Annotated in this window: 16 protein-coding genes and 1 riboswitch; of the genes, 8 read left to right on the forward strand and 8 right to left on the reverse strand. The window is 49.1% G+C overall.

Translation table 11 applies throughout. The annotated features are described in order from the left end of the window. Positions 1-85 precede the first annotated feature (85 nt). Positions 86-622 (reverse strand): hypothetical protein, encoded by a 537-nt coding sequence (locus BN4314_RS06170; RefSeq protein WP_068540299.1) that lies wholly within the window; start codon positions 620-622, stop codon positions 86-88. Between the two features lie 201 nt (positions 623-823). Beyond that, a complete protein-coding gene (locus tag BN4314_RS06175) occupies positions 824-1339 on the reverse strand; it encodes a ferritin (protein WP_068540300.1) in 516 nt (171 codons plus the stop codon). A gap of 163 nt (positions 1340-1502) precedes the next feature. On the opposite strand from BN4314_RS06175, the gene BN4314_RS06180 reads away from it, so the two are divergent. Beyond that, positions 1503-2897, forward strand: coding sequence for an MATE family efflux transporter (locus BN4314_RS06180; protein WP_082911195.1), 1395 nt, complete (start codon positions 1503-1505; stop codon positions 2895-2897). 5 nt (positions 2898-2902) lie between these two features. Here the strand turns inward: BN4314_RS06180 and BN4314_RS06185 are convergent, their stop codons facing one another. The 3 genes from BN4314_RS06185 to BN4314_RS06195 form a co-directional block, all read right to left on the reverse strand. Continuing rightward, the gene (locus BN4314_RS06185) at positions 2903-3829 is read right to left on the reverse strand and encodes a putative ABC transporter permease (RefSeq protein WP_021735182.1); all 927 of its coding nucleotides are present in this window, start codon (positions 3827-3829) and stop codon (positions 2903-2905) included. Positions 3830-3896: 67 nt separating this feature from the next. Next, entirely contained in the window at positions 3897-4409 is a 513-nt protein-coding gene (locus BN4314_RS06190) for a nitroreductase family protein (protein ID WP_068540301.1), read from the reverse strand. A 939-nt stretch (positions 4410-5348) separates the two neighbouring features. Further along, a complete protein-coding gene (locus tag BN4314_RS06195) occupies positions 5349-6143 on the reverse strand; it encodes a hypothetical protein (RefSeq protein ID WP_068540302.1) in 795 nt (264 codons plus the stop codon). 237 nt (positions 6144-6380) lie between these two features. Here BN4314_RS06195 and BN4314_RS06200 point away from each other — a divergent pair, with 237 nt between their 5' ends. Further along, positions 6381-8564: a family 78 glycoside hydrolase catalytic domain gene (locus BN4314_RS06200; protein WP_068540303.1), complete on the forward strand. Its 2184-nt coding sequence runs from the start codon at positions 6381-6383 to the stop codon at positions 8562-8564. Positions 8565-8721: 157 nt separating this feature from the next. Here BN4314_RS06200 and BN4314_RS06205 read toward each other — a convergent pair whose 3' ends face one another. Continuing rightward, positions 8722-9330 (reverse strand): hypothetical protein, encoded by a 609-nt coding sequence (locus BN4314_RS06205; RefSeq protein WP_068540304.1) that lies wholly within the window; start codon positions 9328-9330, stop codon positions 8722-8724. A 362-nt stretch (positions 9331-9692) separates the two neighbouring features. Then, positions 9693-9804, forward strand: a riboswitch (TPP riboswitch). Between the two features lie 46 nt (positions 9805-9850). Between BN4314_RS06205 and BN4314_RS06210 the strand changes: the two genes are divergently transcribed. From BN4314_RS06210 to yfbR, 5 genes are all read left to right on the forward strand, one after another. Continuing rightward, positions 9851-10189 carry a thiamine-binding protein gene (locus BN4314_RS06210; protein ID WP_068540305.1) on the forward strand — a complete coding sequence of 113 codons (339 nt, stop codon included), beginning with the start codon at positions 9851-9853 and terminating at the stop codon, positions 10187-10189. A gap of 10 nt (positions 10190-10199) precedes the next feature. Beyond that, positions 10200-10982, forward strand: a complete 783-nt coding sequence (locus BN4314_RS06215; protein WP_068540306.1) for an ABC transporter permease — start codon at positions 10200-10202, stop codon at positions 10980-10982. Then, positions 10982-12031 carry an ABC transporter substrate-binding protein gene (locus BN4314_RS06220; protein ID WP_068540307.1) on the forward strand — a complete coding sequence of 350 codons (1050 nt, stop codon included), beginning with the start codon at positions 10982-10984 and terminating at the stop codon, positions 12029-12031. The genes BN4314_RS06215 and BN4314_RS06220 overlap by 1 nt, the downstream gene beginning before the upstream one ends. Before the next feature lie 2 nt (positions 12032-12033). Then, complete coding sequence (locus BN4314_RS06225) at positions 12034-12849, forward strand: ABC transporter ATP-binding protein (RefSeq protein ID WP_068540308.1); 816 nt, start codon at positions 12034-12036, stop codon at positions 12847-12849. 344 nt (positions 12850-13193) lie between these two features. Beyond that, on the forward strand, positions 13194-13796 hold the full coding sequence (yfbR, locus tag BN4314_RS06230; RefSeq protein ID WP_068540309.1) for a 5'-deoxynucleotidase: 603 nt from the start codon (positions 13194-13196) through the stop codon (positions 13794-13796). Here the strand turns inward: yfbR and BN4314_RS06235 are convergent. Beyond that, complete coding sequence (locus BN4314_RS06235) at positions 13793-14743, reverse strand: hypothetical protein (protein WP_068540310.1); 951 nt, start codon at positions 14741-14743, stop codon at positions 13793-13795. The two genes, yfbR and BN4314_RS06235, sit on opposite strands and share 4 nt — an antisense overlap. Before the next feature lie 297 nt (positions 14744-15040). On the opposite strand from BN4314_RS06235, the gene fba reads away from it, so the two are divergent. Next, on the forward strand, positions 15041-15913 hold the full coding sequence (fba, locus tag BN4314_RS06240) for a class II fructose-1,6-bisphosphate aldolase (RefSeq protein WP_021735138.1): 873 nt from the start codon (positions 15041-15043) through the stop codon (positions 15911-15913). A 408-nt stretch (positions 15914-16321) separates the two neighbouring features. Here fba and BN4314_RS06245 read toward each other — a convergent pair whose 3' ends face one another. Then, on the reverse strand, positions 16322-16783 hold the full coding sequence (locus tag BN4314_RS06245; protein ID WP_082911196.1) for an RrF2 family transcriptional regulator: 462 nt from the start codon (positions 16781-16783) through the stop codon (positions 16322-16324).

Genomic DNA, 16783 nt, shown 5'->3' on the forward strand with positions numbered 1-16783 from the left:
ATGGCATCAGACGCGCGTTTTGCTTATATGCTCAATCTAAGCATGACTAAGTATCCGATTATATTACGGTCAAATGGTTGGTGAGTTAGCCGGCACTGCCTTCTGTCTCTGAGTCGCTTGAGATGGTCATAGGAATATTTGCTATCTTGTCGATAGGGCGCAACTTACCATCACCAAAATCGATATATATCAGACCGGCACTCTGGTTATTTGGCATGCCCATATCAAAGGAGTAGGCAAGATGTGCTTTGCCGTCCGTGCCTCCATCATCACGATGCAGAATATATATGTTGGGATCTTGGGTGGCTTCTACCGTGCCGTTAATCTGCTTTTCATCTTGGGGATTTGCCTGCCAAGTGATTGTGCCCGTTTTTTTATCAGGATGAGAAAAGCTTACCGATGTTTGTGTATCGCCTTCAAAGGCGCCAGGATATTTTGTAGGAGTGCCGTGGCTTTGATATGTTCCCGTCAGTTTGAAGCCCTCTTTTGAAGCGATAACGTAGGCTTGGGCTTCTTTTTGTGCTTTGGCCATAAGTCCTGCAAGTATGCCTACGACAACAAGGAGCAGCACAATAATTATCTCGCGCCAACGCCGCTTGAGGAATTTGCCCATATTTTTCATTATGAGATCCTCACATTCTTAAATGAACGAGAAATCGTCGTGAGCCGAATTAACGCTTCGGCATAGTGTACTACAGGTACTGTGGCACGTAGCTCTGCTTGACTGTGTATGAAAAAAGCCTAGGAGTCGATGTGACGTCCTAGGCTTTGTTTGTGAACAAGCAGATCGTGCGTGCTGCATGTCATCGCGTGCAAGTAAAACTTACATTGGCAGAGTAGGAGCAACAAAAGTTCTCGTTTGGTATTCGCGATCCAGCGCAAAGAGACCTTGTGGCGTGGTGCCGAAGAGCTTCATGTTAGAAATCACCTCGGCAGCCTGGGCCTCTTCTTCGCCCTGCTCTTTGATAAACCAATCCAGCATCTGCATCGTGCGGAAGTCATTAACCTCTTTGGCAGTGGCATAGCAGTCATTGACAAGTGAGGTGACATATTCCTCGTGTTTGAGGCCCTCTTCCAACGGCTCAAGATCGTTCTCAAATGTCTTGGTGGGCTCCTCAAGAGCAGACATCTTGACATTCACACCGTTATCAAGGAGGTAACGGCGCAAAATCTTGGCATGAGCAACTTCTTCTTGAACCTGAATCATGTACCAGTTGGCAAAACCCTTAAGACCGCGCATCTCATAATAATCCGCGAAAGTTAGGTAGTAATACGCCGACCACAGCTCCCTGTTGATTTGATAATTGAGTTTCTCGGCGACCTTTGCATCGAGTGCCATAGCAGTCCTTTCCTTGTGATGGGTGCATTACTGAGTACATATTTGATATACCCTGTATGCCTTTAAGATTTCTCCAGATTTTTGAACTAAATATTTTGTCGATTTTTTTATAACTTGCGCAGAGCTGAGGTACAACGGTATATAGACAAAAAGATGAACGGAGATGGCTGGTGTGACGGTAAGCAGTCCAACATTACAGGCGGATGAGGAAGCAACACAGCGCAAGCGAGAAGAGATGCTCACTCAGCCCATAGGTCCCCTTATCTTGCACCTAGGCGCACCGTCAGTGGTTGCGAACATCGTAACAACCATTTATAACCTTGCTGATTCATTTTTTATCGGACAGATTTCGACTGCCGCAGAAGGCGCTGTGGGTGTGGCATTTTTTGTCATGACCCTTATCCAAGGTATAGGTTTTTATTTTGGTCAAGGTACGGGCAATGCATTAGGGCGCTACCTTGGCAAAGATGAGCGTGAACAGGCGCAACGTATGGCAACAGCAGGGCTTGCGTTGTCATTTGGTTTTGGCGTGATTCTAGCTGTGGTTGGAACGATTTTACTTGAACCAATATGTCGTCTAGCAGGGGCGACTGAGACCATATTGCCGCATGCAAAAGCTTATATGTCCCTCATATTAATTGGCGCACCATGGATGGCAGCCTCGCTGACAACAAACTTCCAGCTGCGTATGGAAGGCGAGTCGTTCTGGTCGATGGTGGCCTTAGTTACGGGAGCTGTATTGGATTTTTTGCTTGATCCGATTTTTATTTTTGTGTTGCATATGGATATCGCTGGTGCAGCCTTGGCGACGATTATCTGTGAATTGATTAGCTTTTTGATGATTGTGATTTCGTCACAAAAATTGGGTGTAGCACCGTATGACTTTAGACTGCTGAAGATTGATGGCGATTTGTTGCGAGAAATTAATAACGGAGGTTTGCCTTCACTTGCACGTCAGATGGTATCAGGCGTGGCAACAGTTGCGCTCAATCATGCTGCGCAGCCTTTTGGTGATGCGGCTATTGCGGCGATGGCTATTGTGTCACGCGTTTCGAGTGTGGGGAATTATGTGCAGATTGGTATTGGCCAGGGTTTTCAGTCGCTATGCGGTTACAACTATGGGGCAGGTAGAGGAGATCGTGTGCGCAAAGGCTATTTCTTTGCGGTGCGTGCCTGCATAATTGCAGTTGCTGCGGTGAGTGCACTGGTGTTTGTTTTTGCGCCACAAATTGCAGCTGGCATGCGTAACGATCCCGAGGTAGTTGCAATTGCAACGGTAGCTTTGCGTTTTCAAGCAATAACTTTACCGATTACCGGCATTGCAATGATTACGAATTTTATGTTGCAAACGACAGGACGTATGTGGCGTGCCCTTTTCTTGGGCCTGGCGCGTCTGGGCATTGTGCTGGCCCCCATGGTCACGCTGCTGCCATTAGTATTTGGCCTGTTAGGTGTTGAAATGGCACAGTCAGCTGCAGACGTGGTGACCGTATGCATTGCCATTCCGATGGCTCGAACAGCACTGCGTGAGTTGGGTGTGGTGCAGCCAGTAGAGTAAAACTTTTAATAGGATTCTAGATTTTGGAATCGATTTGCAATGAACTGATCGGTATAGTGCGTGTCTATCCACACTTCAAAAGCATTTGCAGGTGGAATTCCCATTTCGCGTGAGACCTTTCGATCAAAACAAAATATAGTCATCCAAATGTCAAGGCTGAGATAGGTTGCCAACAGTACGATAAAGACGAGCTGTCGCTTTGAATGAAAAGTGCCAATGGCATAGAGTAAGTTTGGCATGATGGTACGTGTCCAGATAAGACCAAGCAGTCCCCAGATAACAAGAAAACGCCAGGCCACATAGGGTGTGATGTGGTCAGGAAGATAGATATAGGTCCAAGAGCGTGCATGGATGAGGTGCTCCATACCCCAGCCAGTGATTTGCTCGAGTGTACCGCCGATAATGGCTCCCGAGAGAAATATCTGCAGGTTATTGGCATGGTGGCGGCGTAGAAAATATGCGTTGAAAGTGAGCAAAACCGCACCAAAACCGTAGAGCGGTGAAAATGGTCCCCATACGAGTCCAACACGACTTTGGGTGAGCCCAGCTGTAATGAGCATCCAAATTTCTTCCAATATCAGTCCCAAAATGCTACACAGGAAGAAAATCATGATGGCTTGCCACCAACCGATGGGCGTGGCATCAAGAAACTCCTCGCGCAGATCGCGCACGACATCATTTACGCGACGTCGTTGCTCACGCGAAAGGCGAGGGCTTCTAAGAGTGTAGAGCGTCTTGCGCGTGCCACGCGCTTGTCTCCAAGCACGTGCCGTAGCAATCTGGATTTGAATGTCTTCATCAAGTTTTTTGTTGGCGCTTAGGCGGTCAAGCTCTTTTCCGCCGCCGAGCCAGTTCCAAAAGTTGCGAATGAGCCAAGCGATTAGCTTGAGGACCTCAAGTAAAACAACGAGGCCGATAATAGTCCAAAGCACAACCTCTCCTTACTTTTTGGTCTTGAGTATTTGGATGAGTGAATGCTGCGTTGGTGTGCTTGTGTTGCTAGAGATAGCTAACCGTTTCGGACAGCGGCTTGCGTAACTCATGATTTTTGAGAGGAACGCCATCTGCTGCAGCATGTCCTAAATCAAGTAGAGCCACAGGTACGTACTGCTTGGGCAAGTCAAAAATCTGCTGGGTTTGCTCAGGGTTAAAGAGATTAACCCAGCAGCTGCCCAAACCTTCGTTTGCTGCAGCAAGCATCATATGGGTGGTCACAATTGCTGCATCCTCAGCCCCTGAATCCTGGGAGCTTTGTGGATAGTGGAAGACAGCATCGGCGTCGTAACACACCAACAAGACGATAGGGGCACCGTACCTGCAAGGCGTTATTTCGTCTACTTTGGCGAGAGCGTCAGAACTCTTGAGCACATAGATGCGCTGCGGCTGACTATTTTTTGCAGTAGGCGCAAGACGACCTGCCTCAAGAACAACTGCAAGCTGCTGATCATCGATTGGGGTGTCGGTGTATGCCTTGCAAGAGAAGCGAGCTTGTGCGAGTGAAAGAAAGTCCATAATGTCATCTCCTTTTTGCCGCTTTAGTTAGCTTAGCAAATTGGGGTGATGTATCTGTTGTTTGATAAGAAAAAGTGCGGGGAGGATAGGGGAGAGGTAACGAAGAGCTGCAGTGGTGAAAGGCTGCATATTTATAGAACAGCTCTTCATATGAAAGCCCTCCTCAATTCCTACTAATTTTTAGGAATAATGCTTGACAGCAATAAGTAACCCATGTATAACTTTTATTGTCAAAAACAGAAGGAGGCTAAGATGATTCAAGCAGTAATTTTTGCAGTAGCTGTAAGCGTCTTGGGCCTCGCGATTCATAATTTTTGTTTGAGACAAGTTGTTTAAACCTGGCTGAGGCTGTGGACCCTCTCCCCACAGCGATAAGCCCTTCATAACCGCCGACGTTCCCCCTTTCTTGCGTCGGCGGTTTTATTTTTGCTGAGGTTTTGGGATATAGGCAAAAAAGTGTCTGATTGTATTTCTTATATATGGCAGATAAGAAAATCTATCTCGGAGCAGCAGCTGTTAAGTATTTTGTCAAGGAAGTTGCTGCTTATAAATATAGTAAGAATATCAGAGGATAGCTACCCCTCTTCGCTCTGAGGGCCGATGTGCGCCATTGCCCCGTTTTTGAGTCTCAGTGTTTTCGCTGGTAAAAGACCTATTTTGAAAGGCAGCTTTTTTCCCGTGTTTTGCCGCACCTTTTAGTTTTAACAAACTCGCTGATAGACGACGTACGCCCGTATTTCAAACATAAATATCTTATCCAATAACAGCTCTAAATGGCGCACATCGGCCCTCAGAGCGAAGAGGGGTGTAATCAGAGGTTTTCTACCGAGTGGTTTTGCTTGATTGAAATCTGACCTAAACTGAGGTTGGGATAGGTTTGCGTCTATGTTTAGGCAAGCAGGACGAGGCGCAGATTGACAGTCCAAAACACCTTGCAGCTTACCAGTCACTGCTCCAGTCAGTATCGCTGCTGTCCCAGCCGCCAAAATCAATATCCCAATCGTCATCGTCCCAGTCGTCGTTATTCCAGTCATCATCACTGGTGTTGGACTCATAGCGCGGAACGTTTGAATCGGATAAGTCCGAGGTATTCTTGCCTTCAAAATACTCATCGGCGTTGTCTTCCAGTTGATCAGGTACATCAGAAGCAGAGGTCCAGTCGTTACCAGTTGTTTGGTACCAACCACGATCGTAGTAGTAATAGTTGTTGTTATAACGGTAGTAACCCTTGCTGTGCGTGCCGGTAGACATTATCGCTGCGGCAATGGTGACAATGAAGACGATAACGATGATGATGAGGGCTAAGACAATGTTTTTTATGATGTTTGCTTTGTTGGAGCTGCCTTGGTGTCGCTGGGATTTGCCGCTCTGCTTACGATCCAGAATTTCAGAGCGCATTTTTTGATAAATTTCATTGACGGCATATGCTTCATCGTCGCCTGAATAACGAATGACGCGAGAGCCATCGGCTTTGTTTTTATAGACAATAAAATTGCCATCCGTCGGGTTTTTGTAAATGCCAAAAGCACGAGGCTCCTTGTAGTCCTGTCCAATGAAAAAGCGCATCTTTTCCAGCGGAAGCTTGTGCGCATGGGCAAAGGCAAGCAGCTCTTCAATGGTCTTTGGCACGCCGTGGCCGCTGCGGGTCATATGCTCGTTTGGCGCTCCGCAATATGGGCAGCGTTCGTCAGTCTCATCGATGTAGTTGTCGCAAAAATCGCATTTAACCTTCATGTGGCAGCCTCCTCGATGAAGTCCTAGGGGCGCGGATGTGGTGCATACTTGAGAATAAGTGTATCCTAGCTCAGCCAAAGCGTGTAAAGCCGTTAATGTTGCGCACGCGAATGTTTACAAATTGCACGTAGGCGTATCGCGTTAGAATAGATATGTGCATTACCTGCGCAAATTCGGCGCGTATTGCGTTGGCTGGCGTGGAAAATGTCTCGACACAGATGAGGCATAGGAGGAGCTATGACATCTGCACTAAAAACCGCTGCTTGGATTTCGGGACCTGAGTTTGACTATGGTTCAGATAATGCGGGTTACTTTGATGAACATCACAATCATATTGTAAAAACCGATTTTGACTGCGATACGCCCAAGGGAGCGACGTTGGAGATTGCTTCGCTGGGTTACCGCGTGGCACGCATCAATGGTCAGCGTGTTGGCAAAGACGAACTGGCGGGGGCGTGGACGCGTTTTGATAAGTTAGTTTATTTTGATCGCTACGATATTTCTGATTTGTTAGTAGCGGGCAAGAATAGCATTGAAATAGAGCTAGGTAATGGCTGGTATAACCCTGCTCCCATTTTCCTGCAAAGCAAGCAGAGCCTGCGCGATAGCTTATCGGAAGTTGGTACGCCTCAGGTATTGGCAGCGGTTGTTGCTGCCGATGGCACGACGTTGACCTGCACTGATGCAAGCTGGATTTGGCGTGAGGGGCAGCTGACCTTCAACAATCTCTATCTGGGTGAACATCGTGACCTAGGATTTGAAGGAGTAGAGCGAGGCGCGGTTGTTGCACGCCCCAACACGCGCGTGTTAGCACCGTCAGTAGTGCCTGGTTGCTCGCGAGAAGGTGTGGTGATGCCAGGCGCAGCACGCGAATTTGCTGATGGCATTTTGATTGATATGGGTCAGATGATTGCAGGCATCATTGAGTTTCATTTTCATGCATGTGCCGGTCAGAAGGTTACCATCAACTACGCTGAGCAGCTCGATGAGGAAGGTAGACTACTCTTTGCTGCAAATGAGCTTATTCAGCAGGACATACTGACTTGCACTGAAGGTAAGAATTTCTTTACCAATGAATTTTGTTGGCATTCCTTCCGCTATGCCTTCGTTGAAGGGCTTGCTATGGAGGATTTTGAGCGCTTTGATGCCTACTATGTGCATACGGCCCTCATCCAGACGGGAGATATTGTCACAGATAACGCCTCTTACCAGCAATTATTTGATGCTGCGCGCCGTACAAAGTTAAACTGCATCCATGGTATTTGGGAGAACAGCGCGTTCGACCGTTTTGGCTACGGTGGCGATATGGCGGCGCTGTTCAATTCGAATGCGTTTCTTTTTGATACAGAAGGCCTGCTGGACAAGACACTGGGTGATTTCTCGCGTGATCAAACTGCACGAGGTGGTGTACCGGCTACAGTGCCTGGAGTTGGTGTTGGGACTGCGTGCCCTGCGCCTGGAGAAGGCCCCCTGTTATGGCAGCTTGCCTATCCCTATTTGGCTGTTCGAGCAGATCAGTGGTATGGCAGGAAAGATCTGCTTGAGCGTGAATGGCCCCAGTTAGAGCGCTTCTCTCAGTATTTATTGAGTTTTGATCCAGCTGAACTTGCCCAGTTTTGTCTAGGCGATGTAGGTGGCATCAGCGATAGTGAGGGTGAGACACCCGACCGTGAGTTTGTTGGCTGGTGTGCGATTTTTTGGGCTTTGAGTTGTGTAGATGAGGTTGCCAATCGCCTCGGCAAGCAAAACCAAACACTCGAGGCAGCTATCGAAAAGCTGCACAAACAAATTGTTGAGCGCTTTGCCCATGCTGATGGCAGCTTTGGTGATGGTACGCAGACCTCATATGCTTCTGCGGCGGCATTGGGTTTGGGAGACGGGCGTAAGCTCAGTCATAAACTGGCAGAAGCAATTCGTGCAAATGATGGCGTTGTGAGCTGCGGCATGTTTGGCTCGGTGCTTGCTTTTGATATGCTCAATCGTTTTGGATTAGATGAGTTTGTTGAAGGCTGGCTGCTGCGTGAACAGTCCCCAAGTTTCTTGGATATGCTATCTGAGGACTCTGGTTCGCTTAAAGGGGTCTTTGGGGGCCATATTATCTCGCGCAACCACGCGATGATGTCGGGTTATGTGCAGTGGATGGCACAGGCACTAGGCGGCATACGTGTGGCAGATGATGCGCAGGCTGCAAATCACCTCGTGATTTCACCTTTCTTCTCGCCAAAGACTAACAGTCTGACCTGCTCGTATGTGACTCCTCGTGGACAGGTATGCGTGAGTTGGGAACGGCAGGCAGCAGGTATTGCGCTGACGGTGACTGTGCCTGCGGGGACGGCGGCAGATGTTTGGGTTGACGGTGCTATCAACACACTTCCTGCCGATGATGCGCCAATAACGCAAGCTTTTCTCATCGAAGCCTAGTTTGCGCCTGAGATCTGCTTGCCTACTTATCCACTAAGCGCGCTCATTTTGTCAGCAATGAGCGCGATATGCCTCGTGTATTTGTGCAGTTGGTGAAAGCTCATCAAGGTAAACGGTGTCATCGCCTAGATGCTTGGGTTTAAGTCCTGCTGCATGGTTATGCGCTATAGGGGTGCTGCAGTGTCTCCATGTCCTCTGCGTTGACCAGCCAGCACTTCATCGGAGAGGCTAGTGCGCAATCGGCGGCATTGAAGATGGCAAGGCCACGTGCGCTCATGACCGCGCGGTACCAGTGGCGAATCTGCCCCTGTCCCTCGTTGAGCAGGCTCCTCACGACGCTTGGCGTAAGGAGGGGCTTTTCATGGGCCTGCTTTTCGTCGAAGAACTCAGAGAAGAAGACATAGTCGGGGCACTTGTTGGCTTCGACCATCTGAGTGATGAGCTCGTCCACGTTGTCGAAGAATCGCTCCGCGTTGTAGAGAAGACCCCTCCTGGCATCGGGGGTCGAGCAAATCTTTTCGACTTCCGTCAAGGCGACGGAACGCATGTATCTCGTCACACGAATTCCGCCGTCATCGAAGAGGATGAGTCTGTCACACTCCTTGCAGTGCCAAACATCAGACTTCTCGCCAGGGACGTAGTCTAGGTCGAAAAACGCCTCGCTGTCGGCGAACTGGTCCATAAGGGTGGATGAAACGAAATACCAGACGTTGTCGTGATCGTTCTCGCGCACGTCGTTTCCACAGAGGCACCCAATGTGAGACATAGCTCGCGCTCCTTCCTTGATAGTGTGATGAATGCCAATAAATTCAGAAGGAGCCCCTCGCGCAGTGCTTGGTTCTGGTGGAAAACGGATAGGGGAAGCCCAAATCGATAATCCCTTCCGCTCATTATGTCTTCGTTTGAGTGCGCGACGTCCTTAATGAATAGCTTACATCCTTTGCCACGCTCCACAACTGGTTGCTCATGTAGCGTAGTGTGGCGTTTTCATGACTCGGGTTTCTGGCAGCAGATGGACTGCTATTCCAAACTCCACAGATAAAAAACACTCATGTTTGCAAGCATTGCAAATAATCCTATATCCTCATCTACCTGCGAGTTTGCGATGGACTGCGGGGGCGGTATAATGGCATCGACAAGGGGGGCTGGCGCACGCCGGCTGAGATTGGGTCCACTGCGACCCTGACCCGTAGACCTGATCTGGGTAATGCCAGCGTAGGGACCAGCGTATACGAAGGGTCCCGCAATGGCGCGGGGCCCTTTTCCTGCGCCGGAAAGGAGAGCAGATGAACTGCTCTGTAGCAATTCAGTATCTTCCCATGGATACCACGAGCGATGAAGAAACTTGCCGTGTGGTAGATGCGGTCATCGCCTACATTGATTCGACAGGGCTGGACTACTTTGTTGGTCCCTTCGAGACTGCCATCGAAGGCGATTACGACGCGTGTATGGAGTGTATCAAGCAGTGCCAGTTGGTAGGTGCCGCTGCGGGCTGTGGGCATGTCATGACTTATGTCAAGATCAATTACAAGTCCACAGGTGATGTCATGTCCACCGAGCACAAAGTGGGCAAATATCACGCGGATGACCCTGAGTTTGCTGCGGTCAAACAGTCCGCTGCGTAATTGTCAGCTCATGTTTAATTTCTCAAGCAAAGCCCAACGTCGGCGTCTTGTGGTGCCTAGCATAGCCATCATTGGCCTGCTTGCCTTTTGGCAACTTGCCTGCTTAGCGGGATGGGTGCCCAACTTTATGCTGCCCAGTCCCATTCAAGTGGTCCAAGCGCTCATCTACGATGCTGCTTTGCTTGCAAGCCACTCAATAACGACGCTGATAGAAGCGGCGTTAGGTCTTGTAATCGGCGTGGCGCTGGGTTTTGTGGTTGCTGTGCTGATGGATCGCTTTGAGACGGTTGCACTAGCGCTCAATCCCTTGGTAACGATTAGCCAAACGGTGCCAACGATTGCCATTGCGCCTCTGTTAGTGCTGTGGTTTGGCTATGGCCTTGCGCCAAAAGTTATCCTCATTGTTATCTCGACCTTTTTTCCGATAACTGTGTCACTGGTTGCAGGATTTCGTTCGGTAGATCCTGACCTCATCGCACTTATGCGTACGATGGGTGCCTCGCGGATGCAAGTGTTTATCAATGCAAAGCTACCTGCTGCGCTGGAGTCTTTCTTCTCTGGACTGCGTATTAGCGCTACCTACGCCATTGTCGGCGCTGTTATTGCCGAGTGGCTCGGTGGTTTTGCGGGGCTTGGCGTTTATATGACTCGTGTCCGCAAGTCATTTTCGTATGATCGAATGTTTGCCGTAATTCTTCTTATCTCAGCTTTGTCGCTGCTACTCATGAGAGCTGTTGATCTCATGCAGCGATTGGTAATGCCTTGGCTTAAGGCAGAAAGGAACGACCAATAATGAAGCACATCAAATTTTCTCAGGGTATTTCTCGCCGTAATTTTCTAGCCGCTAGTGCAACTGCGGCAGGCAGCCTAGCGCTTGCCGCCTGTGGTGCTCATGCGGAAAAAGAACATGCGACAAACGGTTCTAGTGCAGCTAAAAAAACAACAAAGCTCACCTTTTGCTTGGATTACACACCCAACACCAATCACACGGGCATCTATGTTGCCGCTGCAAAAGGTTACTTTGCCGATGAAGGTCTCGAGGTGGAGATTGTCCAGCCTGCCGAAGATGGCGCTGACGCAATGATTGGTACGGGTCAGGCTCAGTTTGGCGTGTCTTATCAGGACTATATTGCTAACGATATCGCCGGAGGTAATACAGGCATTACTGCAATCGCGGCGATGGTACAGCACAATACCTCAGGCATTATGTCTCGTAAGGAAGATGGTATTACTCGTCCCAAGGCGTTGGAGGGCCATAAGTACACTACCTGGGAGATGCCCATCGAAAAAGCCACTATGAAGCAAGTCGTCGAAAAGGATGGGGGAGATTGGTCCAAGGTATCCTTGGTACCCTATACCACCAATGACGATGTTGCGGGTCTTCAGTCAAAGATGTACGACGCCGTGTGGGTATACGAAGGCTGGGCCGTACAACAAGCTGCGCTGCAGAAGGTCGATGTGAACTACTTCTCCTTTATCTCAATCGATGAGACCTTTGACTACTACACGCCTGTTATTGCAGGTAACGTTGACTATATGAAGAAGAATGCTGAAGTTACCAAGGCTTTTTTGCGTGCAGTCAAGAAGGGCTATGAGTTCTGTGTTGACCATGCAGATGAGGCGGCAGATATTTTGTGCAAGCAGGTACCTGAACTTGATGCTGACTTGGTAAAGAAGAGCCAAGAATTCCTTGCAGGCCAGTATACGGCTGATGCTACGAGCTGGGGCGTTATTGATTCTGCTCGTTGGAGCGGCTTTTATAAATGGCTCAACGATAACCAGTTGGTAGAAAAAGAGCTTGATGTTAATGCAGGCTTTGATACTCAGTACCTCGAGGCATAACTATGAGTTCTGCAGCTTTTGAAAACGCTTCTGTTTTTGTGGATGATGTTACGGTGGCGCCCGCTCTAAAAGCGCAGCATCTGAGCCTATCTTGGGATGACTCACACGTTGTTGTAGCTGATGTAAATATTACAGTGAGTGCTGGCGAAACTGTCTGCATGGTGGGGCGTTCAGGCTGTGGAAAAACTACGATTTTGCATGCTTTAGCTGGTCTTACACGACCTTTAGAGGGGCAGATTTTGCTTCACGGGAAAGATGTGACGGGCATTCCAGGTCATGTGAGCTACATGTTTCAAAAAGATTTGCTTATCCCCAGCAAACGGGTGCTGGACAATGTGTGTCTGCCGCTAACGCTTAAAGGCATGAGCAAAGCGGCGGCACACAAGCAAGCACGACCGTTGCTGGGGCGTTTTGGTTTGGCTGATACTGAGGATAAGTGGCCATCGGAGCTCTCGGGTGGCATGCGCCAGCGCGCTGCTTTTTTGCGCACATACCTGATGGGCAATGATGTAATGCTGCTGGACGAACCGTTTTCGGCGCTTGATGCAATTACCCGCAAAGACCTACGCGAATGGTTTGTGTTGACAAGTCGAGAGCTTGGTGTGGCAGCGCTGATGATTACCCATGATGTAGACGAAGCAGTTGCCTTGGCAAGTAGAGTGTATGTGCTGGGCGGCAATCCATCTGCAGGAAAACCAAGCCATATTTTGGGCGAGGTTTTGGTACAGCGCGAGAGCGGGTCGAGTGACGCTGACTTTGAGCTCACGTCCGCTTTCTTGGAAGCAAAGCGCGCGGTTCTCGCCCTGCTTAATAGCTAATTTACTTTTCCATCTGTTGTTTGAGGAGCCTGCGGAGCAGTACAACAAAGCAGTAGGAAAACGATTACTTCATAGAGCCAAAAGGACCATGAGGCTTGGCTCCATGGAGGATACGTAGCTGTGGACATTGATAGCAATAGTCGCTAAAAGCCTGGATCGATAAAAACACAAAAGGCAGCCCCGTAATAGCTCCTTGCGAGAGCTTATTTTTTGTGTCCACAGAGCTTGATAAAATACTACCTAAGCGGCCAAGTTCGTGTGTCATGCTTTGTAAAAGGCAAGTTAATGTCTAGGTTTTAGGACCGCGTAGATTTGCATAGGCGGTTTGAGAAGATAGGGGAGTCATGGTAGCCAAGAGAGAAGAATCGCATTTCTTTGCCCTGCTTTCTCGATTAAAGTATATTGACCGTTGGGTCTTGATGCGCTGTTCGCGTACGGAAAATCTTTCTGAACATTCGCTGGAAGTTGCGATGATTGCTCATGCGCTTTGCGTGATTGGTAACGTGCGCTATGGTCGCAATCTCAATTCCGAGCGAGCGGCGTTGGTGGGCATGTATCATGATGCATCCGAAATTATTACTGGTGATATGCCAACACCGGTAAAGTATCGTAACGGTCAGCTGCGCGATGCATATCACCAGGTAGAGGCTGAGGCAGAAGATGAGCTATTGGATACGCTGCCCGAGGATTTGCGCGATGAGTTTGAACGAGTATTTCGTTTTGGCGCAGATGACAAGCTGATGTTGCGTCTAGTCAAAGCGGCAGACAAACTATCTGCCCTTATCAAATGTGAGGAAGAAGAGCGTAGTGGTTCGGGCGAGTTTGCGACCGCTGCAGCTTCCACACGTCAGAAACTTGAAGAGATGGCACGAGAGCTGCCCGAAGTGCGTGACTTTATGGAAGAGTTTTTGCCTAGCTATGGCCGTACCTTAGACGAGCTTCTTTAGTTTGAGCTGCTAGAGGTATTTGTTTGGTTGTCGCCGGTACCGCTCTTACTCGTATCTGTTTCTGTAGAAGAAGTGCCGGCGTCAGACTTGTCGTGGTTCTGCTTATCCTCGCTTGGATTGGTCTTGTGAGGATCACCATTTGCAGTATCAGAACTGCCGCTGTCGTTGTTTTCGCCATCATTTCCGCTTGGGTGGTCGTTTTCGTTCGTCTTTGCGGGGTCGTCAGTCTTGTTGGGGTCTGTTGAGCCTGTCGTCTTGTTGTCTGTCGTAGTGGCAGTATTTGCATTTTCGTTAGCTTTTTGCTGAGTGTCTGCTGAGTTGTCCTGCTCGCGTGTGTCTGGCTTGGTGTAGGTTGATGGTATCAATACAGTTTTGGAGCCAAGGCCCTCACCTGCTGTGACAAGTGAAATTATTCCAGCTGTTATTGCGAGAGCTAGTAATGCTGCGGCAATGGCTACGCCTAGACGACGCCAGGCCAGCTTGTTTGTGCGTGCAGCTGCGGCTTGGCGGATAGAATGTGGAGCTATAGGAGTTCCTGTTGTTGCATGGGAATGTGGGCCAGTTTTGTCTGAAAGAGTGAGTGGGCGCTGTTGTACTACAGTGTGATCCATTGCAGGCTCAGACATAGCCACAGTCGCATCGCTGCAGGTGGAATCCGTGTTTTTCTCAAAAGGCGAAAAAGTTGTAGGTAAAGAAACATTCTGCAGCTTAGCTGCCGAACGATGAATGATTTGCTGGTAAATCTGACTTGCAAAAGATGAGGCAGCCGCTGCAATTATGGTACCGATAAGAGAGCCTGCAACGCCAATTTTGGTTGAAAGTATGAGCGCTGTACCTGCTGCCATTGCACTTGCAAATACTGTCGCAAAGGAAACCTCGCCAAACAAGCCTTTCTTTTCGCCAGAGTTGGCAGCTGCGGCATTGACATCGTTTTTCTTGTAAGCCATAGCTATTGAAGTGCCTCCTCAAGGTTAGTCGTCTTGCTCATTTTCCCGAATTGGCCTCGGTTATACCAGTCAAGCTAAAATTCTTGGCAGAATTACACGAAAAGCTAATTGCCCTTGCATGTTTTCGTCAAAACTTTCCCTAGCTTAGCATCCCAAAAATTGGCCTCTCTCTGGTCTTGCTCATAAGACTTTCTAGAAAAGCAGTGCCCAGCTGACAAATGCGGACGTTTAAAGACGGATTGGCTGGTAAAATGTTTTGTAGGACGTGTTCGGTAGTTGCGACATTAGGAGGCACACATGCTTGTCAACGCAACACAGATGCTCCAAAACGCTGAGAAGGGCCACTATGGCATCGGCGCATTCAACACTAACAACCTCGAGTGGGCAGACGCCATCATCACGGCTGCTGAGGAGAAGCAGTCTCCGCTGATTATTCAGTGCACCAGTGGCGCCATGAAGTGGCAGGTTAGCTTCAAGGTTGTTTCTGAGATTGTGCATCAGATCGTTGAGGATAGGAAGATTACCGTTCCTGTTGCTTTGCATCTTGACCATGGTTCGTATGAGGCTTGCTTTGATTGCATCGAAGCTGGCTTTACCTCCGTTATGTATGACGGCTCTCATGAGGCTGACTTCCAGACCAACCTCGATCGTACCGCTGAGATTGTGAAGCTTGCTCATTCCAAGGGCATCTCTGTTGAGGCCGAGGTCGGTGGCATTGGTGGTACTGAGGACGGCGTTACCGCTCAGGGCGAGCTTGCTGACCCCGAGCAGTGCAAGCAGATTGCTGATTTGGGCGTTGACTTCCTCGCTTGTGGTATCGGTAACATCCACGGTCTGTACCCTGATAATTGGGCTGGCCTGAGCTTTGATCGTCTTGCCGAGATCAAGGCTGTTGTTGGCGATTTGCCTCTCGTTCTCCATGGTGGCACAGGTATTCCTGTTGACCAGATCCAGAAGGCAATTGCTAACGGCGTTTCCAAGATTAATGTCAACACTGACCTTCAGGTGGCCTTTGCTAACGCTACTGCTAAGTACTGTGCTGAGCATCCTGGCTTTGATGACAAGGCATTCGATCCTCGTAAGCTCCTCAAGCCTGGTCGCGAGGCTATTGCTACCCGCACCAAGGAGCTCATTGACGAGTTCGGTTCTGCAGGTAAGGGCTGGGCATAAGTTTTTGCTGCGTATGCCAAGACGAGCGTATTGCTTGTGCTCTGATGACGTATTGCTGCATGTAAGCGTGATGGTTAAAAGGAGTCAACCTTCGGCTTGGCTCCTTTTTATGCTGACTATTTTTTAACAAGTGGCGTCGACGACACTCAAAAAGAACAAACCGTAGATGTCGAGTAGGCTGCACACTTCAGATGGGAAGCAGGGCAGGGAAGCGGAACACAAACCTCAGATGGGAGGCATGCCACAAACCACAGATGGTTCGAGTTTCGGACGTAGCCAGCATAAAACCGCAGGTCAGATTTTCTTCTAAGTCGAGAAATGAACCATCTATCGAAATTGTGGCAGTATCAAAATTGTGACTATGCGGGAAAAGGTGACGTGTTCATCACCATAGCGGGAGGTTTTTGCCTAGCAGTCGATGTGGTTGATCTGGGTGTTAGCAGGATGTGCTTCGGATCCGCCCGTAGGTAAAATGTCTGCCAAAGTTTTACCGTCCAAATACTCAGCGGTGACCTGGCCGAGACCTACCCATACTTTTACCGTAGGACAATCAAAAACCTGCGGGCAAATCTCATCGCGGGTACACTGTAAACACGCTACCGGCGCCAGAGAACCCTCGGCAGCACGCAATATTTCGCCGATGGTGTATTCCTCGGGTTTGCGTGTCAAACGATAGCCGCCGCCCTTACCGCGCTGACTATCAACGTAGCCTGCTTTGTGCATGAGCGCAATAACCTGCTCAAGATACTTACGTGAGATCTTTTGCCGCTCAGACACATCCCCAAGCGAAATCCATCCTTCATGCGTTGCCAAATCGCTCATTGCGCGTAAGGCATAGCGCCCCTTGGTGGAGAACATATTTGCAGCCAT

The organism is Olegusella massiliensis, assembly GCF_900078545.1.
In the GTDB taxonomy this organism is placed as follows: Bacteria; Actinomycetota; Coriobacteriia; order Coriobacteriales; family Atopobiaceae; genus Olegusella; species Olegusella massiliensis.